This window comes from Prescottella equi (genome assembly GCF_020171745.1).
In the GTDB taxonomy this organism is placed as follows: Bacteria; Actinomycetota; Actinomycetes; order Mycobacteriales; family Mycobacteriaceae; genus Prescottella; species Prescottella equi_A.
In genome coordinates this window covers 86,104-112,354 of sequence record NZ_JAIVAH010000022.1, presented here as the reverse complement: position 1 = coordinate 112,354, position 26,251 = coordinate 86,104, and the positions used below count along the sequence as shown (strand labels likewise).

The following is a 26,251-nucleotide window of genomic DNA, read 5'->3' as shown; positions in this document are numbered from 1 at the left end:
ACACGCCCACAACAAGGGGGAACCGGAGGAACCGGTCGGCTCGACGGCAGTTCCCGTGCGCGGACTGCAACCAGCAGTCAGGATGGAGTCACCTTCGCCCCCGAACGGAGGACTCGCTCGATGGCCCCACGCCCGGACGACCCCGCGACCGACGACGAACTCCGCCTGCTGCACCGGTACTGGATGGCGGCCAATTACCTGACGGTGGCGCAGATCTACCTGCGCGACAACGTCCTGCTGCGACGGCCACTCGTGCCGCCGGACATCAAACCCCGACTGCTCGGACACTGGGGCACCAGCCCAGGGCTGTCGCTCGTGTACGCGCACCTCAACCGGCTGATCCGGCAGACCGACGCCGACGTGCTGTTCGTCGCGGGCCCCGGGCACGGTGGCCCCGCAGTCGTCGCCAACACGTATCTCGAGGGCACGTATTCGGAGCTGTACCCGGACGTCACGCCCGACGAGGCCGGGCTGCGCCGGCTGGCCCGTCAGTTCTCGACGCCGGGCGGGATCCCGAGCCACTCCGGGGTCGAGACGCCCGGTTCGATCAACGAGGGCGGCGAGCTCGGGTACTCCCTCGCGCACGCGGCCGGCGCCGCGATGGACAATCCGGACCTGATCGTCGCGTGCGTCGTCGGCGACGGCGAGGCCGAGACCGGCCCGCTGGCCGCGTCGTGGAAGGTGCCGTTCTTCCTCGACGCCTCCCGGGACGGCGCGGTCCTGCCGATCCTGCACCTCAACGGCTACAAGATCTCCGGCCCGACGGTGCTGGGGCGCCGCACCGACGACGAGGTGCTCGCGGTGCTGCGCGCGTTCGGCTGGGACGCGGTGCTCGTCGCGGGTGACGAGCCGATGGAGGTGCACCGCGACCTCGCCGAGACGCTCGACCGCGCCCACACCGCCATCACCCGCATCCGGCGGGACGCCCGCGAGTCCGGGCTGACGGACCGACCGCGGTGGCCGGCGATCGTGCTGCGCACCCCGAAGGGCTGGACGGGACCGGACGTCGTCGACGGCCTCCAGATCGAGGGGACGTTCCGCGCTCACCAGGTGCCGGTCGCCGACGTCCGCGAGAATTCCGAGCACCTGCAGATGCTCGAGCAGTGGATGCGGTCGTACGCGCCGGACGACCAGTTCGATCCGCAGGGACGTCTGGTGCCGGAACTCGCGGCGCTGGCCCCGACGGGCGACAAGCGGATGGGCGCGAACCCGCATGCGAACGGCGGCCGCCTGCTGCGCGACCTGAATCTCCCGGCGCCGGACCGCTACGCCCTCGACGTCCCGGCGCCGGGCGCGATCCACCACGAGACGACGCGCCCCCTCGGCGAGATGCTGCGCGACATCTACATCGCCGACCCCGACGACTTCCGGCTGTTCTGCCCGGACGAGACGAACAGCAACCGGCTCGGTGCAGTGTTCGAGGTGACCGACCGGTGCTCCGCCGGCACCCTGATTCCCGACGACGATCACGTCGGTCACCACGGCCGGGTGATGGAGGTGCTGTCGGAACACCTGTGCCAGGGCTGGCTCGAGGGCTACCTTCTCACCGGTCGGCACGGGCTGTTCGCGACGTACGAGGCGTTCGCGATGGTGAGCGCGTCCATGACCATCCAACACACCAAGTGGCTCGAACGCGCCCGGTCCCTCGACTGGCGGGCGCCCGTAGCGAGCCTGAACATCCTGCTCACCTCCACCTGCTGGCGCAACGACCACAACGGGTTCTCGCACCAGGGCCCCGGCCTGATCGACACGGTGCTCTCGCTGTCCGGTGGGGTCACCCGCGTCTACCTGCCACCGGACGCCAACTCGCTGCTGGTGGTGGCCGAGCACGTGTTCAGGGCGCGGGACTGCGTCAACCTGCTGGTCGTCGACAAACAGTCACACCCGCAGTACCTGACGCTCGAGCAGGCCCGCGAACACGTCGGCGCCGGCGCCTCGATCTGGGACTGGGCGGGCACCGAGAACACGACCGCGGCCGGTGAACCCGACATCGTGCTGGCCTGCGTCGGCGACGTGCCGACCGAGGAGACCCTCGCGGCCGCGGCCCTGCTCCGCGGCCACGTCCCCGATCTGCGGGTGCGGGTCGTCAACGTCGTCGACCTGATGTCGATGGCCCCGCCCGACGTGCACCCGCACGGTCGCTCGCACGAGGACTTCGCGCGCCTGTTCACCGAGGACGTCGACGTCGTGGTGGCATGGCACGGCTACGCCCGCTCGTTCCACCAGCTGCTGCACGGGCGGATGCGGCCCAACCGGTTCCACGTCCGCGGCTACACCGAACAGGGGTCGACGACGACGCCGTTCGACATGGTCGTGCTCAACCACATGAGCCGCTACCACCTGGCGATCGAGGCGTTGCGCCGATCCCGCCGGACCCCCGACGGCGCCGACGACCTCACCGGCTACTGCGAGCGCATGCTCGAACGCCACCACGGCTACGTGCGCGAGCACCTCGAGGACATGCCCGAGGTCCGGAACTGGGTGTGGCCCGAACCGGTGTGACCACACCCGTTGCCGTGCGCCGACGACTGCGATATGCAACATTTGACACAGATTATCTCCCGTAGATGCACCAGATCGCCTCGACAGGAGTCCCTGTGTCCGACATGGCAAGCACTCACCCGAGACCCACTCCCACCACGGGCGCCGCACCCGCGCCGACGTGCATCGTCGCGGTCGTCCCGGCCCACGACGAACGCGACCTCCTCCCCCGATGCCTGAGTGCGCTCGAGGCTGCCGCACGGCGCTCCCCGGTGCCGGTCCGCACAACGGTCGTGCTCGACGCCTGCACGGACGGCACAGAACTGGTGGTCCCCGCCGGAATGGCCCGCCTGGACCTGCAGCGCCGCAACGTCGGCGCCGCGCGGGCCGCCGGGTTCGCAGCGAGCGGGCTGTCCGGCCGACGCGACGTGTGGTTCGCCACGACCGACGCCGATTCCGTCGTTCCGGAAACCTGGTTCCTCGACCAATTGGCCTACTGGGCGGATCACGACGCGATGGCCGGCACCGTACGCGTCGACTGGGCCGCGTACGACGACGAGACCCGCACACGATACGACCGCGGCTACCGGCGGCGCCGGGGTCCGGTACACGGTCACGTCCACGGCGCGAACCTCGGTGTCCGCGCCGACGTCTATCACGCCGTCGGCGGATTTCGCCATCTCGTGACGGGTGAGGACGTGGACCTCGTCGCTCGTCTCGACAGTGCGGGACACCGCATCGCGTGGGACGAGCACACCGTCGTGACGACATCGGATCGGCGCGACCCACGCGCACCCCGCGGATTCGGTGATCACCTGCGCTCCGTCGCAGCCGGGTCCGGCTGCTCGGGTTCGACCCTGGTCGGCACGGCAACGTCTTCGGAGGAGGGATGACCACGAGTCCGGCGACAGTGCATCCCGCGGTCTCTCCCGACGACGCCGCCCGGTGGCCGCTGCCCGGATCGGGCGAGACGAGGACACGGTGGACCGAGCTGGCGAATGCGGCCCGGCGTGACCTCGTCGGTGGACGCCTTCTCGAGGCGCACGCGGACGCCGTCGCGATACTCGCCGAGCTGCAGGGACCGCGACCCCGGCCGGGCGAGCTGTGGGGCGTGTGGGCCGCGGAGCCGCCGTCGCCCGCACTCACTGCGCGCGAGAGCGACACCGGATACGTGCTCGACGGCCGGAAGCTGTGGTGTTCGGGCGCCCACTCCTGCACGCACGCTCTCGTGACGGCCCGTACCGGAGAAGAACGGGCACTCTTCGCGGTCGATCTCCGCGGCCCCGGGACGGCCGCCGTACCCGACACGTGGCACGCGGTCGGGATGGGCGCGAGCGACTCCGGCGCCGTCGATTTCGTCGGCGCCGCGGCCGTCCGGGTCGGCGAACCCGGCGCGTATCTCACTCGGCCCGGCTTCTGGCACGGGGCGATCGGTGTGGCCGCGTGCTGGTACGGCGGCGCGGTGGCCGTCGCGGACGCACTCCGGCGAAACACGGGCGACGATCCCCACCGGCTTGCACATCTCGGCGCGGTGGACGCCGCACTGTACGCGGCGAACTGTGTTCTCGACGTCGCCGCAGAGGAACTGGACCGCGATCCTGCCGACGATCACGCAGCCCGCATCCGTGCCCGCCGCGTCAGGGCGGTCGTGGAGGCGGCCGCGACCGAGACCGTCGATCGGGTGGGACGCGCACTCGGCGCGGGTCCACTGTGCGGCGATCCGACGCACGCCCAACTGGTCGCGGACCTCACCGTCTATCTCCGGCAGAGCCACGCCGAACACGACCTCGCAGATCTGGGATCCGCTGTCAGCCGCAACGAAGAGAGAATTCCGTGACGGACCGATCCGGTAGCGCCGCCGAAAGATTCGCCGCCACACCTGTCGAATCCGAAGGAACCCCCGAGTCGATGTGGGCGGGGCACACCTCGTTCGCTCAACTCGACGTTCACACGTGTCCGGAGCTGCTCGTCGTCGCGCCGCACCCCGACGACGAAGTCCTCGGAGTCGGGGCGCTCGCGTCGGAACTCGCGGCGCGCGGCGTCCCGGTCACGATCCTCTCCGTCACCGACGGCGAAGCGTCACATCCGGATTCGCCGACCCTCACGCCCACCGAGCTGGCGGGGATTCGACGCGCAGAGTCCGTCCGCGCGGCGGAGCGTCTCGGGCTGCCCACCGCGATCCCACTCGGACTGCCCGACGGTCGAGTCGCCGACCACGAGACGGACCTTGCGACGACGATCGCCGAACGCCTGCACCGCGGCACCTGGTGCGCTGCACCGTATCGACACGACGGGCATCCCGATCACGAGGCCTCGGGGCGCGCCGCGGCGGAGGCCGCGCGACGCTCCGGCGCCGTGTTGATCGAGTACCCGGTGTGGATGTGGCACTGGTCGAATCCGCGCGATCCGTCGGTGCCGTGGCCGCGCGCCCGGACCTTCCACCCGACTCGGCACCGGCAACAGCGCAAGCGCGATGCCGTGTCGGAGTTCACCAGTCAGACTGCCGATCTGTCCCCTGCGCCGGCCGATCGGGCCATCCTCCCGCGGCACGTCCTCGACCGACTGCTGCGGGACCACGAGACGGTGTTCGTCCCGTGAACCGGTTGCCCGACGAGTACTTCACCGACATGTACTCGGAATCCCCGGATCCGTGGGGCTTCGACGAGCGCTGGTACGAGGAACGCAAGCGCGCCCTCACCGCGGCCGTTCTGCCCCGCAGACGATTCCGGTCGGCATTCGAACCCGGGTGCTCCATCGGCAACCTCACCGAGGTGCTCGCACCACGTTGTGATCACGTCCTCGCAACCGACATCGTCGACGACGTACTCGAACGTGCACGGGCACGACTCGAAGGAGCCGATGTCACGTTCCGTCGCTGGGCCCTCGGCGATCCCTGGCCTGACGCGACCTTCGACCTCGTGGTCCTGAGCGAAGTCGCGTACTACCTCTCGCCGGAGGCCTTGGACCGGGCGCTCGACGAGCTGTGGGAACACCTGGCCGACGACGGCGTCGTCCTCGCGGTGCACTGGCGCCATGCGGTCCCCGAGTATCCCCAGACCGGCGACGCCGTCCACGAGCTTCTGGCCGCCCGATCCGATCTGGTTCGAACGGCCAGATACGCCGATCCGGACGTCCTCGTCGAGACGTTCGAACCGCAGGCCCCGGATGCAGGATCCGTCGCAGCCAGGGAAGGACTGCTCGGGTGACCCGCCACATTCCCACCACCGCATACGACCGATACGCAACAACGACGAGGAGAACGACATGAACAAGACCACCGCGAAGGCGCTGTACAAGCCGCTGTCCCTCGCCACCGGCGTGCTCGGGGGAATCCTGGCCGGCGCCGCGTTCCGTCAGATCTGGAAGCGCGTCGGAGACGACGACCACGCTCCCGATCCCAAGGACCTCGCACGGTCCAACCGCGAAGTCCTCGTCGCCGCAGCGCTCCAGGGCGCCGTCTTCGCCGTCGTCAAGGCTGCCGTCGACCGCGCCGGAGCGAAAGGTTATCGCGCACTGACGAATTGATCTCCGCACGGTCGCCGGTCGGGCAGAACGCGCCTGCCCGACCGGGGTTCGTCAGCTGGCTCAGCTGTCCAGAGGCCGGCGTAGCGCCGCCATGAACATCGCGTCCGTCCCGTGCCGGTGCGGCCACAGCTGGACGCCCGGGCCGTCACCCAGGTTCGGCACGCCGGGCACCAGTTCGCGCGTGTCGAGCGCGACGGCACCGTGGCGGCGGACCGCGTCGGCGACGACCGCGACCGTCTCGGACACGTGCGGTGAGCACGTCGAGTACAGCACCACGCCACCGGGTCGGACCAGCTGCAGCGCCGACGCCAGCAGTTCCCGCTGTAGCTTCACCAGGCCGGCCACGTCCGACGGCTGTCGCCGCCACCGCGCCTCCGGGCGCCGGCGCAGCGCACCCAGGCCGGTGCAGGGAGCGTCGACGAGGATCCGGTCGTAGCCGCCTTCCAGACCAGGGTCGCGGCCGTCGGCGACGTGCACGTCGACCGGCAGGTCCCGGGTCGTCTTGCGCACCAGATCCGCGCGGTGCTCCGACGGCTCCACCGCGTCCAGCCGGCCGCCCTCGATGCCCACCAGCGCACCGAGCAGGGCCGCCTTGCCGCCGGGTCCGGCGCACAGGTCGAGCCACCGGCCACCGTCGGGACCCTCCAGTGGCGCCAGCGTCAGCGCGCGGGCCACCAGCTGGCTGCCCTCGTCCTGCACACCGGCCAGTCCCTCACGGACGGCGTCGAGCAGACCGGGATCACCGCCGTCGAGGTGCACCGCATACGGCGAGTACGGGCCCACCTCGCCGCCGGTGACCAGGGCGAGCTCCTCGGCGGAGATCTCACCCGGACGCGCGACGAGATGCACGCCCGGACGTGCGTCGTCGGCGATCAGCACGTCCTGCAACTCGGCGGCGTCGGCGCCGAGCGAGTCCGCGAACGCCTGCGCGATCCACTTCGGGTGCGCGTAACGGAACGCGAGATGGCCCACCGGATCGGCCACGGCGTCCGGGGCGAGCGCCTCGACCCACTCGTCCTCGGTCTTCTCGGACACCCGGCGCAGCACTGCGTTGACGAACCCGGCCTTGCCGGGGCCGGCCTCCGCGCGGACCAGGTCCACCGACGTGGCGACGGCCGCGTGCGGGGCGATGCGAGTCCGCAGCAGCTGGTACGCGCCGAGCTGGAGCACGTCGAGCAGCGGCCCGTCGATCTCGTCGACCGGACGGCCCGCGCACTGCGCGATCACCGCGTCCAGCAGGCCACGGGCCCGGGCCGCGCCGTACGCCAGTTCGGTGGCCAGCGCGGCATCGCGGCCGTCGATCCGACGATCCCGAAGCAGACCCGGCAGAACCAGATTCGCGTACGAGTCACGTTCACGGACGGCGCGCAGCACATCACGCGCCGCGCGGCGCGGCTGATCGATCCCGGCCTGCGCGGGATCCGGGCGACGGGCCTGCTTGGGACGCTCGTTGCGCCGTCCCTGTCCCGTGGGGCGTCCGCCCCGACCACCCTGACCGCCCGATCCACCGGATCGCCGTGCCGGCCGCTTCTCGTCGCTCACTGTGCCCGAACCTCTCCGTCGAGGCGCGCACCGCGCGCCCAGTCCACTGCCGCCATCTGCTTCTTGCCCTGCGGCTGCACCTGATCCAGCCGAACCGCGGTCGTCGACGTCCCGACGTAGAAGCCGTCCTTGCGGACCTCGATCCGGCCGGGCGGCAGCGTCTCCTGCGCCAGCGTCACGGGACCGATCTTCACCCGGAGGTCACCAATCATGGTCCAGGCGCCCGGCGCCGGGGTCACCGACCGCACGTGGCGGTGCACCGCGAGCGCGGGCTGATCCCAGCGGATCCGCGCCGACTCGACCGACACCTTCGGGGCGTGGGAGACACCGTCGCGCGGCTGCGGGACCGCCTGCAGCGCACCGTCCTCGACGCCGTCGAGCACGCTCTCGAGCAGAATCGCACCGCTCTCCGCGAGCCGGCCGAGCAGCACGCCCGCGGTATCGGTGGTGCGGATGGCCTCGGTGACCACGCCGTACACCGGTCCCGTGTCCATGCCCTCGTCGAGCGCGAACACGGTCGCACCCGTCATCTCGTCCCCGGCGTTGATGGCGGCCTGCACCGGCGCCGCTCCGCGCCACGCGGGCAGCAGCGAGAAGTGCAGGTTCATCCACCCGAAGCGCGGGACGTCGAGCACCGGGCGCGGCAGCAGGTTGCCGTACGCGACGACCGGGCAGGCGTCGGGCGCGAGCTCCTGCAGTCGGGCCAGGAACTCCGGGTCGGACGCCGACTTCGGGGTGAGCACCTCGATGCCGTGCTCGTCGGCGAGCTGCCCGATGGGCGAGCGCACCAGCTTGCGGCCCCGGCCGGCGACGGCGTCGGGCCGGGTGACGACGGCGACCACCTCGTGCCGCTCGGAGTCGATCAAGCGTCGCAGCGACGGCACGGCCGGTTCCGGTGTCCCGGCGAAGACGATCCGCATCAGCGCCGGACCTCCCTGCACGGAGGGCGGGTGGTCACAGAGTTCACGAGGGCGGCTCCCGGAGCGTCGAATCCCGGCGGTGCCGGAAGAGGGTTCACCCCGCGATTCTACGGAGCGCTCTCCTCGCCGGTCAGCGCCGCCTGCACCCGCGCGGTGTCGGCGTCGGACCACCCCTCGGGCTGCAGAATTCGCGCCCAGATTCCGGTGGCCTCGGGCCCGTACGAATGACCGTGCCCGTCCGGGACGTCGGCGGAGAACACCATGTCCAGCGTCACCTGCCAGAAGGTCACGAACGGCATCCACGTCATGTTGGGATCCACGTCGCGGCCCCGCGGCTCCTTCAGCCAGTCGGGCTGGTTGAACAGCAGGCTCGGCGACCACCACACGATGGGGTCGCTCGCGTGCTGCCAGTACACGATCCGCCGCGGCTTCCACGGCGTGCCGAGATCGAGGTCCTCGGGATCTGACGCGAACCGCACCGAAGCGCCGTCCCCGACGATCGGCAGGATCTCGGGCGAGCCGGGATCCCGTTCGGCGGTCACCTCCTGCCACTGCGGCGTGAAGTTCGGGGTTCCCACCCACAGTCCGCCGTCGACACGGGCGGCCATGTCCTGGAAGCCCGCGAAGGCGTTCTGGCCACCGTAGGACCCGAGGCTCTCGCCGAACACCACGAGTTTGGGCCGCGTCTCGACGGGCAGGTCGATCCACCGCGAGAACACCGCGTTGAAGAGGGCGCGCCCGGCGATCTGCGGGCTCTCCCGGTCGGCGATGAACGCCAGCGGACTGGGCAGGAACGAGTACTGCATGGACGCGATCGCGGTGTCGCCGGCCTCGATGTACTCGAGCGACGACGCCACGCTCTGGTTGACCCAGCCGCGTCCCGTCGTGGTGTTGACGGCCAGGACCTTTCGCTCCCAGGCCTTCGTCCGATCCAGTTCGGCGACGACCAGGTTCGCGACCGCGGGCACGGACTCGGCCGACTCCCGTCCGGCATACACCCGGATCGGCTCCTTCGCGGGACGCCCGGTGACGGCGGTGATCTCGGCGGCTCCCGGCCCACGGCCGACGAACGTGCGTCCCTCCTGCCCGAGCGTGTCCCACGCCTGCGCGGACGCCGGTGACCCGCTCCGTTCGGGCACGGTCGGCTGTTCGACGCCCGCAGCGGTCGCGGTGTCGGCGCCCGAGAAGCTCCAGTTCGCGAACGCGACCAGGCCGTTGTAGAGCGCGCCGTTGACGAGCAGGACGGCAAGCACGACGGCGACCGTCAGGCCCGCCACATTGGCCGCGGGACGCGGAATCAGGCGCCGGGCCAGCGCGGCGAGCTTCCGGGTCCCGACCCGGATCCCCCGCGACGCCTCGAGCAGCACGAACCACACCACGAGAGCGATGAGCGCCACCAGCAGCACGTTGGCCTGATTGGTGCGCTCGATTCCGACGAGGTCACGGACGTAGTTCTGCCACACCCCTCCGAGTACCAGGAATACGGGGATGAGGATCACGGCGGCGGCGCCGAGAATCCACCAGCCGATCCGTTTGGTGCGCGCCGACCAGGCCGGCTGCACGCCGCACGAGCGCACCACCCACGCGGCGAGACAACCGAAGCCGTAGCCCGCGGCGACCGAGATACCGGTCGCCACCCCCTGCAGATACCAGGCCCGGGGCAGCAGCGACGGGCTGATCGACCACGTGAACAGCACCAGCGCGACAGCGAGTCCCACCGGGTGCAGCCCGCGTCCGTAGTCCCGCAGCCGCCTCACGGCACGACGACTCACGGACAAGGTGGCGGCACCGTCGTCGCCGGGTGCGTCCGCGGTGCCGTCGGCACCGTCCGCACCCGGGTCGGATGCCCGGATAGCTGCAGTCATGGCCGGAACGATAAGGCCTCGACACCGTTTCGACGCCGCAACCTCGGCGCGTCCGCCGTGTCCTGCGCTCTACTGCGAGTGCCGAACCTGACCGTAACCCACCGTGTGGAGGTCGACAATGACGGGAATCGCCAGCAAGTTCGACAAGGCCTTCGAATCACGCTCGGTCGACGACCTCGCCGACGCACCGGTCTCGGCCTTGCAGGGGGTCAGCGACTCCGACGCCGAACACCTGCTGGCCGCCTTCGGCATCCGGACCGTGCGAGACCTGGGCACCAACAAGTTCTTCCTCTGGGCACAGGCCGTGGCGAAACTCGCCGAGTGACCGCAGCGGCCGCCGGAAGCTGATCGTCAGGAGTTGCTGACGACGATCATCTCGAGGATCCCGGTGCCCAACGGAACCGGGCGGCACACCGGCGCGGGTGCCGCGGGGTCGAGTTCACGCGCCACCAGTGCGAGCGCGAACGGGTCGTAGACCATGTTGAAGTGCCCGCCCCGGTTCTCGGAACACAGGTCCTGCACCAGCAGATTCGTCGCGCCCGGGTCCCGCAACGCGATGTTGCCGTGGGGCTGGATCATCTCGTCGTAGCGCGACCCGATCGTCGTGTACCGGACGCCGGGCACCGTGTCGCCGCCGGCGTTGAGCGCGGCGAGGAACGGCGATCCCTGCATCTGCTGACTGATCGCCTCCGAGGTGAGCCACTCGACGATGCGGTCGGGGCGCGGCAACAGTTTGAGCAGTGTCACGATGCCGTACATGTTTCCGCCGTAGGTGGGCGACGCAACGCCCACCCACCGATCGACGACGGTGGCACCACCGAGACGGTTGACGTAGTACCGCGCGACGGTGGCGCCCTGCGAGTAGCCGACCAGGTCGACCTTCGTCGCGTTCGTCGCCGCACGAACCCGGTCGACGAACTCGCCGACCTCGCGGGCACTGCCGGCCATGTCGCCGCGCGCGTACTTGCCGGGCTTGCCGTCGGAACCGTAGTTGAGCGTGAACACGCAGGCGCCGCGATCGGCGAGCATCGGCGACAATGCCGCCCAATCGGTGTACGAGTCGGAATCGCTTCCGTGGACGAGGACGACCGGATTCGGGTGCGCGGGCACCGGACGGCACCCGAAGTCGTTCGCGCCGGGCGGCGCCGAGTCCGGATGCTCCTCCGCGTACGCCAGCGCCGCCGCGTGCCGGGTCTGCACGGGCCCCGGTTCCACGGGGACGACGTAGGACGGTACTGCTGAGGCGGACCCGACCGGATCCGCAGCGGCGGTCGCACCAGCGCCCCCGACACCGACCGCGAGGACGAATCCCACGTTCACCGCGACCATTCGCATCACTCGGCCCATGCGCACCTCCCCCGACAGGAACTCCTGGTGTGTGTCTATCAAGATCGTTCCCGTGGTGCCGCATTGCAGGCCGGTGGATGAGATCACGATCGCGGAACGACACCACAGCACCGACGACCACCCCTCGGAGATCGGACCGGCAGGACCCTGAACGTGGTGGAATATGGCCATTGCGCGAGAGAATCAGGGGCACTGATGGCCATCGTGGACAACGCCGTGTACGTCGACGGCAAGCGTGTGGACACGCCGACGTCTCTCGACTGCACCTACCGCAGCATGCGGGACCACGACGGCATGGCCTGGATCGGCCTGTACCGCCCGGACGCGGCCGAAGTCGATTCGCTCGCCCACGAATTCGGCCTGCACCACCTCGCGGTCGAGGACACCATCGCCGCCCATCAACGTCCCAAACTCGAGCGCTACGACCAGACCCTGTTCGTGGTGCTCCGCCCCGCCCGCTACCTCGACGACGTCGAGAAGGTCGAGTTCGGCGAGGTGCACCTGTTCGTCGGACAGGATTTCGTCGTCACCATCCGCCACGCGGAGTCCCCCGACCTGGCGCAGGTCCGACACCGCCTCGAAGGCTCCCCCGACCTGCTGAAACTGGGGCCCGAGGCGGTCCTGTACGCGATCCTCGACCAGGTCGTCGACGAGTACCTGCCCGTCGCGGCGGGCCTCGAGAACGACATCGACGAGATCGAGAACCAGGTCTTCACCGGCGACCCCGCCGTGGCCCGGCGCATCTACGACCTCTCCGGCGAGGTGATCGACTTCCAGCGCGCCACCCATCCGCTCGTGTCGATCCTCGAGGCCCTCGAACGCGGATCCGACAAGTACCACGTCGATCTCGAACTCCGACGGCACCTGCGCGACGTGCTGGACCACACCCTCCGGATCGTCGAGCGCGCCGACTCGTCACGCGCCCACCTGCAGACCGCTCTGACAGTGCACGCCACCCTCGTTGCGCAGCAGCAGAACGAGGAGATGCGCCGTCTCACGCTCACCAGCCTCGCCCAGAACGAGGAGGTCAAGAAGGTCTCCGCTTGGGCCGCAATACTTTTCGCACCGACGCTGGTCGGCACCGTGTACGGGATGAACTTCGACCACATGCCCGAACTCGGTTGGCAGTTCGGCTATCCGATGGCCGTCCTGCTCATGGTCGCGACCTCGGTGACGCTGTATCTCGTGTTCAAACGCCAGCGCTGGCTCTGACACGTAGCCCGTACCGGTGAGCGGGATCACACCTGCCGATGCTGCCGTGAAGCCTCTAGCGTGCCGACATGATCAAAGCCGTTGCGCTCCTGGCCCGTAAGCCCGAACTCACGCACGCGGAGTTCGTCGACTACTACGAGAACAACCACGCCAAGCTCATCCGGAGCCTGCTGCCGCAGATCGGCGAGTACCGCCGCAACTACCTCGACCGCGGCAACATGCTGGGCGCGGCCGGCGCCCCGGATCCGGACTTCGACGTGATCAGCGAGTTCTTCTTCGCCGACCGGGCCGCCTACGACGCCATGATCGCCACGCACTCGCAGCCCGAGGTGGCCGCGGCGATCGAGGCCGACGAGGAGAAGTTCCTCGATCGGTCCCGCAACCGCATGTACATCGTCGAGGTCCACGAGAGCTAGATGGGATGCCCGGGATTCCGGACGTCGGCTGAGGCACCACCGGGACAGTTCTGACGGTCAGGGCACCGTCCAGACGCCGGCGCCCGGGAGCATTGCCAGGAGTTGGTACCCGGGCGCCGGGGGTGGTGCCGTGACGGTCGCGACCACGATCCCGGAGCCGGTGCGGGCATCGACACTCGGATATCCGAGGTACACGGTGTCGGCAGCTCCGGTCGAGAGGTTGCGCCAATTGACGAGGACGCAGCAGTACGTCCCGGCGGGGCGGAACCGGGTGACTCCCGGCGTCTCCGGGTCGGTGCCGGCGATCAAGTAGCCGGCACCCGCGGCCGGGAGGCCCGGCGAAGAGATTCCGAACCCTGCAATGGGAATCGGGAAGACAGTGTCGGTCGGCGCGGCGGTCGCCGGTTGTGCCACGAACGACAGCGCGGCCGCGGCGCCGGCAACGACGACCGCTCGACGTAAACGCTGACGCTTCATCGGTGCACCTCCTCGCCGTCCGGACATCATCTCAGCCGATCCGCAGCGGGTCCACCTGCACGCGCACCGGCCCCGTCGATCGGCGAGCACTGCGCACCGCCCGCGCCTCGGCCAGCGCCTTCGCGAGCGCCCGCCCGTCGGCGCGGGGCACCCGGACGAGCATCCGCTCCACATCCTCCGGTTCCGGTTCGTCGCTCGAGAACGGAAGTCGTTCACCCGGGGGCAGCGGCACCGGCCCGAGCACCTCTGCCGATTCGGGCAGCGCCGCGAGGTCGAGTATCTCCCCGATCGACGCGACGGTCCCGTCGATCGCCGCGAGGTGCACGGCCGGGGGGAAGCCGACCTCGGTCCGTTCCTCGAGTTGGGCGCGGGCATGCCACACCGGATCCCAACGCACCAGCGCCTGCACGGTGGGGATCCCGGAGTCTGCCACCACCACGACCTGTCCCCCGTCACCGTGCGGCCGCACGAGCGCCGACGCCGTCATCCACCGGCGCAGCGTCTCCTCTGCGGCCCGCAGATCCGCACGGCCCAGCAGCGCCCAGCCGTCGAGCAGCAGTGCCGCCCCGTACCCGCCGGGCATCACCGGTTCCGCACCGACCGTCGATACGACCAGTTTGGGCCCCTGTGAGATCTCGGTCTTGACGTCGGATCCGCCGGACGTGTGCACCGCGAACCCGGCGAACGCCCGGCCCAGTTCCTCGGCGGTGCGGCCGGCGCCGACGACGACTGCCCGCAGCGCCCGGGCACCGCACGCGTGGCAACGGTGGTTGGTGTCGGCGACACCGCACCACTTGCAGGTCGGCGAGCCCGCGCCGTCCGGTCCCGCGGCCGCCGGCAACGACAGCGGGCCGTTGCACCGACGACATCGTGCAGGCGCCCGGCACTTGGCACACGCCAGCGAGGGCACGTAGCCGCGACGCGGAACCTGAACCAGCACACCGTGTCCCGCGGCCAGGGCCTGACGGGCCGCCGCGAACGCGATGCCCGGCAGCCGGGCCGCGCGCGCACCCGGGTCGCGGGCCAGCGCATGATCGCTGTCCGCGAGCGCGGTGATCATCGGCGCCCGTGCCCGCACGACGTCCCGAGACGCCACGAGATCGTGTGCCCATCCGGAATCGACCAGGGCCTGCGCCTCCGCGGTCCGCGCGTGACCCGCGATCACCACGGCGCACCCGGTCGAGTGGGCCCGCAACAGCGCGACCTCCCGGGCGTGCGGATACGGCGAGCGCGGCTCCGACAGACTGCTGTCGCCGTCGTCCCAGACCACCATCAGACCGAGATCCGGTGCGGGCGCGAAGACCGAGGCCCGGGTGCCCACGACGATCCGTGCCGTGCCCCGCAGGGCGGCGAGCCAGCGGCGGTACCGGGCTGCCGGGCCGAGGCCCGCCGCGAGTCCCACGACGTGATCGGCGCCGACGACGCTCTCGCACGCCGCGAGCAGTCGGTCGAGGTCGCGCTGGTCGGGTACCACGAGGATCACGCCGCGGCCGGTCGCGGCGACTACGCCGGCCAGTTCGGCCAACCGCGCGGTCCAGTCCTCGCCGGGGAGGGCCTGCCATGCGGCGCGGGGCCCACGCCCCGCCTCGAGTGCCTCCAGGAAGTTGACGCCGTGGGTGTACACGGACCACGGTTCCCGGTCCGCCTTCGGGGGCTCCGGCGCCGGCCGCGGGGCCCACTCCTCCGACTCGACCTTGGCGTGTCGGGGCGGGACGGCCAGCCGCAGGACGTCGGTCCGGGTGCCGGCGTACCGCTGGGCCACCGCGTCGACCAGGCCCCGAACCTCGGTGGTGAGGACGGGTTCGGCCGAGACGACGCGGTCCAGCCAGCCGAGTTTGCCGGGGTGATCGCTGGATTCGATCCGTTCGAGGAGGTAGCCGTCGACCAGGCGGCCCGAGAACCGGACCCGCACCCGCACTCCTGGCTGTGCCTGATCGTCGAGCTCGGCGGGAATCAGGTAGTCGAACTCCCGGTCCAGGTGCGCAACAGGAAGCAGCGGCAGCACTCGCGCCACGGGCGCGTGTGCTGCCGCTGTCTTGTCGGTGCCGGTCAGCGAACCGATCTCTCGGTCGCGATCAGAGGCCGGCGGCCGCGCGCAGCTTCTCCGCGCGGTCGGTGCGCTCCCAGGGCAGGTCCACGTCGGTGCGACCGAAGTGGCCGTACGCCGCGGTGTCCGAGTAGATCGGGCGAAGCAGGTCCAGGTCCCGGATGATCGCGCCGGGACGCAGGTCGAAGACCTCGCTGATCGCCTGCTGGATCTTCGCGATGTCGACCTTCTCGGTGCCGAACGCCTCGACGAACAGGCCGACCGGGGCGGCCTTGCCGATCGCGTAGGCTACCTGGACCTCGATGCGATCGGCGAGACCGGCCGCGACGGCGTTCTTGGCGACCCAGCGCATCGCGTACGCGGCCGAGCGGTCCACCTTCGACGGATCCTTGCCGGAGAACGCGCCGCCGCCGTGGCGGGCCATGCCGCCGTAGGTGTCGACGATGATCTTGCGGCCGGTCAGACCGGCGTCGCCCATCGGACCGCCGAGCACGAACTTGCCCGTCGGGTTGACCAGCAGTCGGACGTCGGAGGTATCGAGCGGAATGGTCAGCTCCGACAGGACGTGGCCGAGGACCTTCTCGCGCAGATCCGGGGTCAGCAGGTTGTCGAGATCGATGTCGGCGGCGTGCTGAGTCGAGATGACCACCGTGTCGAGGCGAACCGGACGGTCACCGTCGTATTCGATCGTGACCTGGGTCTTGCCGTCCGGGCGCAGGTACGGCAGCACGCCGGTCTTGCGGACCTCGGTCAGTCGACGCGACAGGCGGTGTGCCAGCGCGATCGGCAGCGGCATCAGTTCCGGCGTGTCGGTGCACGCGTACCCGAACATCAATCCCTGGTCGCCGGCGCCCTGGCGGTCGATCTCGTCGTCGGAGACACCGTCGACGCGGGCCTCGTGCGAGTGATCGACACCCTGGGCGATCTCGGGCGACTGGGCGCCGATCGCGATGTTGACACCGCACGAGTTGCCGTCGAAGCCCTTGGCCGAGGAGTCGTAGCCGATCTCGAGCACCTTGTCGCGCACGATCTTCGGGATGTCGACGTAGGCGGCCGTGGTGACCTCGCCGGCGACGTGAACCTGCCCGGTGGTCACCAGGGTCTCGACCGCGACGCGGCTGCGCGGATCCTTCTCGAGCAACGCGTCGAGGATGGAGTCACTGATCGCATCACAGATCTTGTCCGGATGACCTTCGGTCACGGACTCACTGGTGAATAGCCGCTTGCCGGACGTGCTCACAGATCTCCCTCTCGACGTTCTGCCCGAATCTCACCTCGCCGAACCCGGGCTACCGGATTCCGGGGACTCGATACGACACCTGAGCTGATTTTGATTTCGACTTCTATTCAATACCGCGGACGACCCTAGTGCCAGGAAGCCGTCCCCGGCGGCAACTGCTCGCGCAGTGTGTTACTCGGGGACCAGCAGACCGGCCAGCGCGTCGAGGACGCGACTTGCCATCAGCGACTTCGAACCCGGTTCGATCGTCGTCTCGGTGCCGTCGGCACCGAGCAGCCAGCCGTCGTTGTGGTCCATCTCGAACGCCTTGCCGTCGCCGACCGCATTGACGACCAGCAGATCGCAACCCTTGCGGGCGAGTTTGGTGCGGGCGTGGTCGAGCACCCCGCCGGTCTCGTCACCGGTCTCGGCCGCAAATCCGACGATCACTGTCGACGACGCGATCGTGCCTTCGCGACGGGCCTGCACGAGTCCGGCAAGGATGTCCTCGTTCCGGACCAGTGGAATCGAATCCGGCTCGTCCGCCGCACCCTTCTTGATCTTGCTGGCGGCCACGGTTGCGGGACGGAAGTCCGCAACGGCCGCCGACATGATCACGGCGTCTGCCTCGACGGCATGCTTCATGACCGCCTCGCGCATCTCCTCGGCGGTGCGGACGCGGACGACGTCGACCGCGGCAGGGTCCCCGAGATCGGCAACCGCACCCGCGACGAGCGTCACCTGGGCGCCGCGCTGGGCGGCGAGGCGCGCGATCGCGTAGCCCTGCTTGCCGGAACTGCGGTTTCCGAGGAAACGGACCGGGTCGAGAGGTTCGCGCGTCCCGCCGGCCGACACGACCAGTCGGTGGCCCTCGAGATCCCGCGGCAGCGCCTCGGTCCGTTCGAGGAGCAGGGAGGCCAGCGCGAAGATTTCCTCGGGCTCGGGCATCCGGCCCGCGCCGGTGTCCTTGCCGGTGAGCCGGCCGGAAGCCGGTTCGATGACGACGTTGCCGCGTTCACGCAGCGTCGCGACGTTCCACACGGTCGCCGCGTGCTCCCACATCTCGGTGTGCATCGCGGGCGCGAACACCACCGGGCAACGCGCCGTGAGGAGCGTCGCGGTCAGCAGGTCGTCGGCACGGCCCGCCACGGCGCGGGCCATGAGGTCCGCGGTGGCCGGAGCGATGACGACGAGGTCGGCTTCCTGACCGAGGCGCACGTGCGCCACTTCCGGGACGTCCGCGAACACCCCGGTCTGCACCGGGTTGCCCGACAGAGCCTCGAACGTCGCGCGGCCCACGAACTGCAGCGCGGCCTCGGTGGGGATCACCCGGACGCTGTGGCCGCTCTCGGTGAAGCTGCGGATGAGCGCACACACCTTGTACGCGGCGATACCGCCACCGACGCCGACGACGATCCGCTTGCGCGCCGGGGAAACCCCCGACTCGTCGGTCGCCGAATCGGCTTCCCGATCTGACACGGGCGTTACTCCGCTCACTCGCCTTCGGTGTGCTCGAGCAGGTCGGCGTGGATCTCGCGCAGCGCGATCGACAGCGGCTTCTCCTGCAGACCCGGCTCGACGAGCGGGCCGACGTACTCGAGGATGCCGTCACCGAGCTGGTTGTAGTAGTCGTTGATCTGCCGTGCGCGCTTGGCCGAGTAGATGACCAGGGCGTACTTCGACGACGTGCGCTCGAGCAACTCGTCGATCGGCGGGTTGGTGATGCCGAGCGGGGTGTCGTAGGCAGGCAGGGCGCCCCGACCTGCGGTGTCGGACACAACTGCTTCGGTGCTGCTCACTCGGTTTCTCCTGAACTGGACTGGGTAACTGGCAAATCGAAATGTCGGAAATAGGGGCGACGGTGCCTAGACCTGTCGTCCAGCCAACAAGGATACCAACTCGTCGCAGGCGTCGCTGACGTCCTCGTTCACGATGACCGTGTCGAACTCGTCCTGCGCGGCGAGTTCCACCTTCGCGGTCTGGAGTCGGCGCTCGACGACGTCGGCGGGTTCGGTTCCACGGCCCGTCAAACGAGCGACCAGCACGTCCCAGCTCGGGGGCGCCATGAACGCCAGCACTGCCTCCGGCATCGCGGCCCGCACCGAACGCGCACCCACCAGATCCACCTCGAGCAGAACCGGCTTGCCCTCGCTCAGCGCCCGGCGAACCGGCTCGGCCGGCGTTCCCGAACGCTGCAGACCGCCGTGGATCTCCGCCCATTCGAGCAGGTCACCCGCCGCAATCATGCGGTCGAACTCCTCGCGCGTGACGAAGTGGTAGTCCTGACCGTCCACCTCGCCCGGACGCGGGTCGCGGGTGGTGGCCGAGACGCTGAAGACAACCTCGGGGAAACGCTCCCGCAGCAGCCGCACGACGCTGGACTTACCCACGGCCGAGGGGCCGGCCAGTACTACCAGCCGACCCCTCCGCACTGCGCTGCCTGTCTCGGACTCAACCGAGACGACACTGCCGCCTGACACGTTTTCTGCGTCAGAATTCACGTGTCGCGCTCAGGCCTCGAAATCGAAGCGCTGCAGCAGAGCCTTGCGCTGACGGTCGCCGAGACCACGCAGGCGGCGGGTCGGGGCGATCTCCAGCTCGGTCATGATCTCCTGAGCCTTGACCTTGCCCACCTTGGGCAGAGCCTCGAGCAGTGCCGAGACCTTCATCTTGCCGAGGATCTCGTCCTCTTCGGCATCCTTCAGGACCTGCTTCAGGTCGGTGCCGCCGCGCTTGAGGCGCTCCTTGAGCTCAGCCCGGGCCTTACGGGCGGCAGCCGCCTTCTCCAAAGCAGCAGCGCGCTGCTCATCGGTCAACTGGGGAAGGGCCACGGTTCCTCCGTCTCATCGTGTGCACATATGGTCTACAACCCCCGGATAACCAGGGGCGATAGCGACCGTACCCACGTGGGGCGACGATTGCTAACCCACCCCCCGACGTAGACGCCCGATTCGGGTGGGATATGTGTCCGTTCGATGGCGTGTTCGAATGGCTGTCCACACGCCGGCCGATTCACGCATCGACGCCGGACCCGAAAGTCTGTTTGACAACAACATCGCAGGTGAAGTGGTGTTTTGCGACCGCCGGACCGCCCGAGACCCGACTTTTCGACGTGGCGTGGCACACAGTTGGGTCACAACGGCACGACGTGTCGGAAAAATTCGGAAGAAATCACGGAAATCCGTCGGCCGGTGTGCGTGTCGCGCGTCCGCATCGTGCCGGAAACGACACCCCCACAACGACAAAGGGCCGGACCCGGTGAGTTCACCGGGCCCGGCCCCTGCCGGATTTCACGCTCGAATCGGCGCGGTCAGTCCTGGAGGAATGCGAAGGCGTCCACCGAACGGCCCACGGCCTCCTGTAGCGCCGTCACGGACGGTCCCGCACGCAGAACCTCACGCGAGACGCTCGGGACGACTGAGCGCAGGCTGGCGCCCGCGAGTCGTCGGACGTCGTCCGCGGTGCCGCCCTGATGCCCGACGCCGGGCATCAGGATCGGGCCGTGAAGTGCACCGAGGTCGGGTGCCTCGGTCAGCGTCGCGCCCACGACGACACCGATCGATCCGAGGACGTCCGCGCCGGCGTTGCGGGCGGCGGCCTCGTCGACCATGACCTGACTGATCCTGCGGCCGTCCGCCGCGGTGGACAGCTGGACCTGCGCGCCCTCCGGATTGGACGTCGCCGCCAGGACGAACAGTCCGCCGTGGTTGCGCTCCGCCAACTCCAGCGCAGGCTCGAGCGACCCGAATCCCAGATACGGCGACACCGTCACCGCGTCCGACTCGAGCGGCGACCCCGCGCCCAGCCATGCCCGCGCATACGCGTTCATGGTGGTCCCGATGTCGCCCCGCTTGGCGTCGGACAGCACGAGCGTCCCGGCCTCCCGCAGCACCGAGACGGTCCGTTCCAGGACTGCCAGGCCGCCGGAACCGTACGCCTCGAAGAATGCGACCTGCGGCTTCACCAGCGCCACCTGCCCGACGAACGCCTCGACGCAGATCTCACTGAACTGCTCGAGACCCTCGACGCTGTCGGGCAGACCCCACGCCTCGAGCAACTCGGGGTGCGGGTCCACGCCGACGCACAGCGAGCCGTGCCGGCCCGTCGCCTCGTGGAGCCGCGCCCCGAACGACTTGTGAGCGGTCATCACTGCGACGCCGGCTGACGCAGGCGCGAGTGCAGGTCCTGCAGCGACTGGACGCCGATGTCGCCACGGATGGCGGCCTCGATGCCCTGGACGGCCGCCGACGCACCCTGCACGGTGGTGATGCACGGAACGCTCTTCGACACCGCGGCGCTGCGGATCTCGTAGCCGTCGACGCGCGGGCCGGAGTTGCCGTACGGGGTGTTGATCACCATGTCGACCTCGCCGGCCTTGATCTGGTCGACGATGGTGCGGGCGCCCTCGGGCAGGTCCTCACCGGACTGCTTGTGCACCTCTTCGCACGTGATGCCGTTGCGGCGCAGGACGTCCGCGGTGCCCTCGGTGGCCAGGATCCGGAAGCCGAGGTCGGCGAGGCGCTTGACCGGGAAGATCAGCGAACGCTTGTCCTTGTTGGCGACCGAGACGAACACCGAGCCGCTGGTCGGCAGCGAGCCGTACGCCGCGGTCTGGCTCTTGGCGAACGCGGTACCGAAGTCCGCGTCGATGCCCATGACCTCACCGGTGGACTTCATCTCCGGGCTCAGCAGCGTGTCGATGCCGGTGCCGTCGGCGCGACGGAACCGGTTGAACGGCAGCACCGCTTCCTTGACCGCGACCGGAGCGTCGATCGGCGCGTGGCCGCCGTCGCCCTCGGCCGGGAGGATGCCGTTGGCCCGCAGGTCGGCGATCGACTCGCCCAGCATGACCCGAGCACACGCCTTGGCCAGCTGCACCGCGGTGGCCTTCGAGACGAACGGCACGGTCCGCGACGCGCGCGGGTTGGCCTCGAGGACGTAGAGGATGTCGTCCTTGAGCGCGTACTGCACGTTGAGCAGGCCCTTGACGCCGATGCCCTTGGCGAGCGCCTCGGTGGAGCGGCGCACGTTCTCGAGGTCGGCGCGGCCGAGGGTGATCGGCGGCAGCGCACAGGCCGAGTCACCGGAGTGGATACCGGCCTCCTCGATGTGCTCCATCACGCCGCCGAGGTACACCTCGGTGCCGTCGCACAGCGCGTCGACGTCGATCTCCACCGCGTCCTCCAGGAAGCGGTCGACCAGCACCGGCCGGTCGTCGGAGATCTCGGTGGCGCGGGAGATGTAGTTCTCGAGCGACTTCTCGTCGTACACGATCTCCATGCCGCGGCCGCCGAGCACGTACGACGGACGCACCAGCACCGGGTACCCGATGCCCGACGCGATGTCGCGCGCACCCTCGAAGGTGGTGGCGGTGCCGAACTTCGGCGCCGGCAGACCGGCCTCGGTGAGGACACGGCCGAACTCGCCGCGGTCCTCGGCCAGGTCGATGGCCTCGGGGCTGGTGCCGACGATCGGGACACCGGCGGCCTTGAGACGCTTGGCCAGGCCCAGCGGCGTCTGGCCACCGAGCTGGACGATGACGCCGGCGACGGTGCCGGACAGGGTCTCGGCGCGGTACACCTCGAGCACGTCCTCGAACGTCAGCGGCTCGAAGTACAGGCGGTCGGCCGTGTCGTAGTCGGTCGAGACGGTCTCGGGGTTGCAGTTGACCATGACGGTCTCGTAGCCGGCCTCGGACAGCGTCTGCGCGGCGTGGACACACGAGTAGTCGAACTCGATGCCCTGACCGATGCGGTTCGGGCCCGAGCCGAGGATCAGGACCTTGGGGCGCTCGGTCTGCGGCGCGACCTCGGTCTCGGCCTCGGGATCGAGCTCGTAGGTCGAGTAGTGGTACGGGGTCTTGGCCTCGAACTCGGCGGCACACGTATCGACGGTCTTGTAGACCGGGTGGACGTTCAGCTCGTTGCGGAGTGCGCGGACCGCGTCCTCCCCCGACTGTCCGTCGCCGCCGAACTGCTGCGGGCGCAGCGCGGCGATCTGACGGTCCGAGAAGCCGTGGTGCTTGGCGAACCGCAGGTCGGTCTCGCCGAACGTCTCCGCGGCGCGAACCTTGTCCCCCAGCTCGATGATCTGCTGCATCTGGTCGAGGAACCACGGATCGATCTTGGTGGCGTCGAACAGCTGCTCGAGCGTCGCGCCCAGCTCGAAGGCCTGCGCGATCTGGTACATGCGGCCGTCGGTCGGGACCTTGATGGCCTCGAGCAGCTCGTCGAGGGTGCCCTCGACCTCGGGGCCCGTCCAGTAGCCGGCCCGCTTGGTCTCGAGCGAGCGCAGGACCTTGCCGAACGCCTCGGTGAAGTTGCGGCCGATCGACATGGCCTCGCCGACCGACTTCATCGTCGTGGTCAGCGTGCCGTCGGCGCCGGGGAACTTCTCGAACGCGAAGCGCGGGGCCTTGACGACGACGTAGTCGAGCGTCGGCTCGAAGCAGGCCGGCGTCTCCTTCGTGATGTCGTTGACGATCTCGTCGAGCGTGTAGCCGATGGCCAGCTTGGCCGCCATCTTCGCGATCGGGTAACCGGTCGCCTTCGACGCCAGCGCCGACGAACGCGACACGCGCGGGTTCATCTCGATGACGACGAGGCGGCCGTCCTTCGGATCCATCGCGAACTGGATGTTGCAGCCGCCGGTGTCGACGCCGACCTCGCGCAGGATCGCGATCGAGAGGTCGCGCATGTCCTGGTACTCGCGGTCGGTCAGAGTCATCGCCGGGGCGACGGTGACCGAGTCACCGGTGTGGACGCCGACCGGGTCGACGTTCTCGATGGAGCAGACGATCACGACGTTGTCGCGGCCGTCGCGCATCAGCTCGAGCTCGTATTCCTTCCAGCCGAGGATGGACTCCTCGATCAGGACGTTCGCGGTGGGCGACGCGGCCAGGCCGCCGCCGGCGATGCGCTCGAGGTCGACCTCGTCGTACGCCATGCCCGAGCCCAGGCCGCCCATCGTGAAGGACGGGCGCACGACCACCGGGTAGCCGAGCTCGGCGACGGTGGCCTTGACCTCTTCCATCGTGTAGCAGACCCGCGAGCGCGCGGACTCGCCGCCGACCTTCTCGACGATGTCCTTGAACTTCTGACGGTCCTCGCCGCGCTGGATCGCGTCGAAGTCGGCGCCGATCAGCTCGACGTCGTACTTCTCCAGGATGCCCTGCTCGTGCAGTGCGACGGCGGTGTTGAGCGCCGTCTGGCCACCGAGCGTCGCGAGGACCGCGTCGATCTTGTGGCCGTTCGCGGCCTCACGGGCGATGACCTTCTCGACGAACTCGGCCGTGATCGGCTCGACGTACGTGGAGTCGGCGAATTCGGGGTCGGTCATGATCGTGGCGGGGTTCGAGTTGACCAGGCTCACGCGCAGGCCCTCCTCACGGAGGACGCGGCACGCCTGTGTGCCCGAGTAGTCGAACTCGCAGGCCTGTCCGATGACGATCGGGCCGGAGCCGATGACCAGGATGTGCTCGAGATCTGTACGACGTGGCATTACTTCTTGACTCCCTCGAGCATGGTGGCGAAACGATCGAACAGGTACGCGGCGTCGTGCGGACCGGCCGCGGCCTCGGGGTGGTACTGCACCGAGAACGCCGAGCCGTCGAGCAGGCGCACGCCCTCGACGGCGCCGTCGTTGGCGCACGTGTGGCTGACCACGGCGCGACCGAACGGGGTGTCGAACTCCTGGCCGGCCTCACCTTCGAGGGCGAAGCCGTGGTTCTGCGCGGTGATCGCGATACGGCCGGTCTCGTGCTCGACGACCGGGATGTTGATACCGCGGTGACCGAACTTCATCTTGTAGGTGCTCATGCCCAGCGCCCGGCCGAGGATCTGGTTGCCGAAGCAGATGCCGAACAGCGGCAGCCCCTGGCCCAGCACCTCCTTGGTGAGGTGGACCGCACCGTCCGCGGTGGCCGGGTCGCCCGGGCCGTTGGACAGGAAGACGCCGTCGGCCTTGATGTCGAGGATGTCGTGCAGCGTCGCGGTGGACGGCAGCACGTGCACCCGCATGCCGCGCTCGGCGAACATCCGCGGGGTGTTGGTCTTGATGCCGAGGTCGATGGCCGCGACGGTGAAGCGGGCCTCGCCGCCGGCGGGCTCGACGATGTAGCCGTTCGGGGTGGACACCTCGCCGGCCAGGTCGGCGCCGAGCATCGACGGCTGAGTCTTGACCCGATCCAGCAGGACGTCGACGTCGGCCAGGGCCTCGCCGGAGAAGACGCCGGCGCGCATCGAGCCGCGGGTGCGCAGGTGGCGGACCAGCGCGCGGGTGTCGATGCCCGCGATGCCGACGACGCCCTGACGCTCGAGCTCGTCCTGCAGCGAGCCGGTCGCGCGCCACGAGGAGGTGCGGCGCGAGGGATCGCGCACGACGTAGCCCGCCACCCAGATCTTCGACTCGGAGGACTTGCCGGTCGGGCCGACCGACTCGTTGTCCTCCTGGTTCCAGCCGGTGTTGCCGATCTGCGGTGCCGTCGACACCACGATCTGACGGTGGTAGCTGGGATCGGTCAGGGTCTCCTGGTAGCCGGTCATGCCGGTGCTGAAGACCGCCTCGCCCAGGGTCTGTCCCACGGCGCCGAAGGTGGTCCCGCGGAAGACGCGGCCGTCCTCGAGAACCAGGACCGCTGTATTGCTGTCAAAGCCGCTCATGCGTCTTCTCCGTTCTGCTCGACCTCACCAGAGCCCGCCGCATTCGCTGTGTCATCACTGTCTGTCTCGCGCACCCAGTCCGGGTACACCGTCTTGTCGTCTCCACGGAATCCCGTATCGATCTCGGTGCCGGTGGGCAACTCCCACCGGATCACCAGGACTCCGTCCTTCGTCATAACTTTTCCGGCCAGTCCGCGTTCGGTCCGGATCGCCCGGATCGACGCCTCCGGGATCCAGATCGCCGACGCGCCGTCGCGCTCGAGCAGGATGCCTCGCGACCACCGGCTGATCTCGCCGGTCGCCCGGAATCCGATATCACCGACCGCGACGCGGTCCTGCCAGCTCGGGGCGAGTGTGCTGCCCACGTACAGGCCCGTGCTCGGCGCGATCAACCGATCACCGAGATCCGCGGGCACCTGCGGCAGCTCGCCGATCCGGTCGGCCTGGCGCCTGGCCCGGCCCTTCCACCCGCGATACATCAGGAACACCAGCAGTGCCCATACCGCGATGCAGCCGACCACCCACAGGATTCGTTCCATG

The 26,251-nt window shown here is 69.6% G+C and carries 24 protein-coding genes; 9 read left to right on the top strand and 15 right to left on the bottom strand.

Going from position 1 to position 26,251, the window contains the following annotated elements; translation table 11 throughout:
- The first annotated feature begins 120 nt into the window (after positions 1–120).
- From LCL87_RS18550 to LCL87_RS18525, 6 genes are all read left to right on the top strand, one after another.
- Positions 121–2,502 (top strand): phosphoketolase family protein, encoded by a 2,382-nt coding sequence (locus tag LCL87_RS18550; RefSeq protein WP_225022354.1) that lies wholly within the window; start codon positions 121–123, stop codon positions 2,500–2,502.
- A gap of 104 nt (positions 2,503–2,606) precedes the next feature.
- The gene (locus tag LCL87_RS18545; protein WP_225022352.1) at positions 2,607–3,374 is read left to right on the top strand and encodes a glycosyltransferase; all 768 of its coding nucleotides are present in this window, start codon (positions 2,607–2,609) and stop codon (positions 3,372–3,374) included.
- Positions 3,371–4,318: an acyl-CoA dehydrogenase family protein gene (locus LCL87_RS18540; RefSeq protein WP_225022350.1), complete on the top strand. Its 948-nt coding sequence runs from the start codon at positions 3,371–3,373 to the stop codon at positions 4,316–4,318. The genes LCL87_RS18545 and LCL87_RS18540 overlap by 4 nt, the downstream gene beginning before the upstream one ends.
- A 71-nt stretch (positions 4,319–4,389) precedes the next feature.
- Entirely contained in the window at positions 4,390–5,079 is a 690-nt protein-coding gene (locus LCL87_RS18535) for a PIG-L family deacetylase (protein WP_237692443.1), read from the top strand.
- Positions 5,076–5,687: a class I SAM-dependent methyltransferase gene (locus LCL87_RS18530; protein WP_225022346.1), complete on the top strand. Its 612-nt coding sequence runs from the start codon at positions 5,076–5,078 to the stop codon at positions 5,685–5,687. The genes LCL87_RS18535 and LCL87_RS18530 overlap by 4 nt, the downstream gene beginning before the upstream one ends.
- Positions 5,688–5,745: 58 nt before the next feature.
- The gene (locus tag LCL87_RS18525) at positions 5,746–6,006 is read left to right on the top strand and encodes a DUF4235 domain-containing protein (protein WP_225022344.1); all 261 of its coding nucleotides are present in this window, start codon (positions 5,746–5,748) and stop codon (positions 6,004–6,006) included.
- A gap of 60 nt (positions 6,007–6,066) precedes the next feature.
- On the opposite strand, the gene LCL87_RS18520 is transcribed toward LCL87_RS18525, so the two are convergent.
- The 3 genes from LCL87_RS18520 to LCL87_RS18510 all read right to left on the bottom strand — a co-directional run bounded on the left by LCL87_RS18520 (position 6,067) and on the right by LCL87_RS18510 (position 10,333).
- Positions 6,067–7,548 carry a transcription antitermination factor NusB gene (locus LCL87_RS18520; protein WP_225022341.1) on the bottom strand — a complete coding sequence of 494 codons (1,482 nt, stop codon included), beginning with the start codon at positions 7,546–7,548 and terminating at the stop codon, positions 6,067–6,069.
- Entirely contained in the window at positions 7,545–8,468 is a 924-nt protein-coding gene (gene fmt, locus LCL87_RS18515; protein WP_225022339.1) for a methionyl-tRNA formyltransferase, read from the bottom strand. The genes LCL87_RS18520 and fmt overlap by 4 nt, the downstream gene beginning before the upstream one ends.
- A 107-nt stretch (positions 8,469–8,575) precedes the next feature.
- Complete coding sequence (locus LCL87_RS18510) at positions 8,576–10,333, bottom strand: alpha/beta-hydrolase family protein (RefSeq protein WP_225022337.1); 1,758 nt, start codon at positions 10,331–10,333, stop codon at positions 8,576–8,578.
- A 118-nt stretch (positions 10,334–10,451) separates the two neighbouring features.
- Here LCL87_RS18510 and LCL87_RS18505 point away from each other — a divergent pair, with 118 nt between their 5' ends.
- Positions 10,452–10,658 (top strand): ATP-dependent DNA helicase RecG, encoded by a 207-nt coding sequence (locus tag LCL87_RS18505; protein WP_225022335.1) that lies wholly within the window; start codon positions 10,452–10,454, stop codon positions 10,656–10,658.
- 26 nt (positions 10,659–10,684) lie between these two features.
- On the opposite strand, the gene LCL87_RS18500 is transcribed toward LCL87_RS18505, so the two are convergent.
- Positions 10,685–11,680: an esterase/lipase family protein gene (locus LCL87_RS18500; RefSeq protein ID WP_510850811.1), complete on the bottom strand. Its 996-nt coding sequence runs from the start codon at positions 11,678–11,680 to the stop codon at positions 10,685–10,687.
- Between the two features lie 195 nt (positions 11,681–11,875).
- Here LCL87_RS18500 and corA point away from each other — a divergent pair, with 195 nt between their 5' ends.
- Both corA and LCL87_RS18490 read left to right on the top strand, forming a co-directional pair.
- A complete protein-coding gene (gene corA / locus LCL87_RS18495; protein ID WP_225022331.1) occupies positions 11,876–12,892 on the top strand; it encodes a magnesium/cobalt transporter CorA in 1,017 nt (338 codons plus the stop codon).
- Between the two features lie 68 nt (positions 12,893–12,960).
- Positions 12,961–13,308 carry an EthD domain-containing protein gene (locus tag LCL87_RS18490; RefSeq protein ID WP_225022329.1) on the top strand — a complete coding sequence of 116 codons (348 nt, stop codon included), beginning with the start codon at positions 12,961–12,963 and terminating at the stop codon, positions 13,306–13,308.
- 57 nt (positions 13,309–13,365) lie between these two features.
- On the opposite strand, the gene LCL87_RS18485 is transcribed toward LCL87_RS18490, so the two are convergent.
- The 11 genes from LCL87_RS18485 to LCL87_RS18435 form a co-directional block, all read right to left on the bottom strand.
- The gene (locus tag LCL87_RS18485) at positions 13,366–13,785 is read right to left on the bottom strand and encodes a hypothetical protein (RefSeq protein ID WP_225022327.1); all 420 of its coding nucleotides are present in this window, start codon (positions 13,783–13,785) and stop codon (positions 13,366–13,368) included.
- A gap of 31 nt (positions 13,786–13,816) precedes the next feature.
- On the bottom strand, positions 13,817–15,838 hold the full coding sequence (locus LCL87_RS18480) for a primosomal protein N' (protein WP_225022655.1): 2,022 nt from the start codon (positions 15,836–15,838) through the stop codon (positions 13,817–13,819).
- Between the two features lie 22 nt (positions 15,839–15,860).
- The gene (gene metK, locus LCL87_RS18475) at positions 15,861–17,072 is read right to left on the bottom strand and encodes a methionine adenosyltransferase (RefSeq protein ID WP_225022325.1); all 1,212 of its coding nucleotides are present in this window, start codon (positions 17,070–17,072) and stop codon (positions 15,861–15,863) included.
- 171 nt (positions 17,073–17,243) lie between these two features.
- Positions 17,244–18,530, bottom strand: coding sequence for a bifunctional phosphopantothenoylcysteine decarboxylase/phosphopantothenate--cysteine ligase CoaBC (coaBC, locus tag LCL87_RS18470; protein ID WP_225022323.1), 1,287 nt, complete (start codon positions 18,528–18,530; stop codon positions 17,244–17,246).
- A 14-nt stretch (positions 18,531–18,544) separates the two neighbouring features.
- Positions 18,545–18,829, bottom strand: coding sequence for a DNA-directed RNA polymerase subunit omega (rpoZ, locus tag LCL87_RS18465; protein ID WP_207390550.1), 285 nt, complete (start codon positions 18,827–18,829; stop codon positions 18,545–18,547).
- Positions 18,830–18,916: 87 nt separating this feature from the next.
- Positions 18,917–19,483: a guanylate kinase gene (gmk, locus tag LCL87_RS18460; RefSeq protein WP_225022321.1), complete on the bottom strand. Its 567-nt coding sequence runs from the start codon at positions 19,481–19,483 to the stop codon at positions 18,917–18,919.
- A 78-nt stretch (positions 19,484–19,561) separates the two neighbouring features.
- Complete coding sequence (gene mihF, locus LCL87_RS18455) at positions 19,562–19,882, bottom strand: integration host factor, actinobacterial type (RefSeq protein WP_005513442.1); 321 nt, start codon at positions 19,880–19,882, stop codon at positions 19,562–19,564.
- Positions 19,883–20,361: 479 nt separating this feature from the next.
- Positions 20,362–21,198: an orotidine-5'-phosphate decarboxylase gene (pyrF, locus tag LCL87_RS18450; RefSeq protein ID WP_225022319.1), complete on the bottom strand. Its 837-nt coding sequence runs from the start codon at positions 21,196–21,198 to the stop codon at positions 20,362–20,364.
- The gene (gene carB, locus LCL87_RS18445) at positions 21,198–24,551 is read right to left on the bottom strand and encodes a carbamoyl-phosphate synthase large subunit (protein WP_225022317.1); all 3,354 of its coding nucleotides are present in this window, start codon (positions 24,549–24,551) and stop codon (positions 21,198–21,200) included. The genes pyrF and carB overlap by 1 nt, the downstream gene beginning before the upstream one ends.
- Positions 24,551–25,711, bottom strand: coding sequence for a glutamine-hydrolyzing carbamoyl-phosphate synthase small subunit (carA, locus tag LCL87_RS18440; RefSeq protein ID WP_225022315.1), 1,161 nt, complete (start codon positions 25,709–25,711; stop codon positions 24,551–24,553). The genes carB and carA overlap by 1 nt, the downstream gene beginning before the upstream one ends.
- Positions 25,708–26,250 (bottom strand): PH-like domain-containing protein, encoded by a 543-nt coding sequence (locus LCL87_RS18435; RefSeq protein ID WP_225022313.1) that lies wholly within the window; start codon positions 26,248–26,250, stop codon positions 25,708–25,710. The genes carA and LCL87_RS18435 overlap by 4 nt, the downstream gene beginning before the upstream one ends.
- Position 26,251 lies beyond the last annotated feature (1 nt).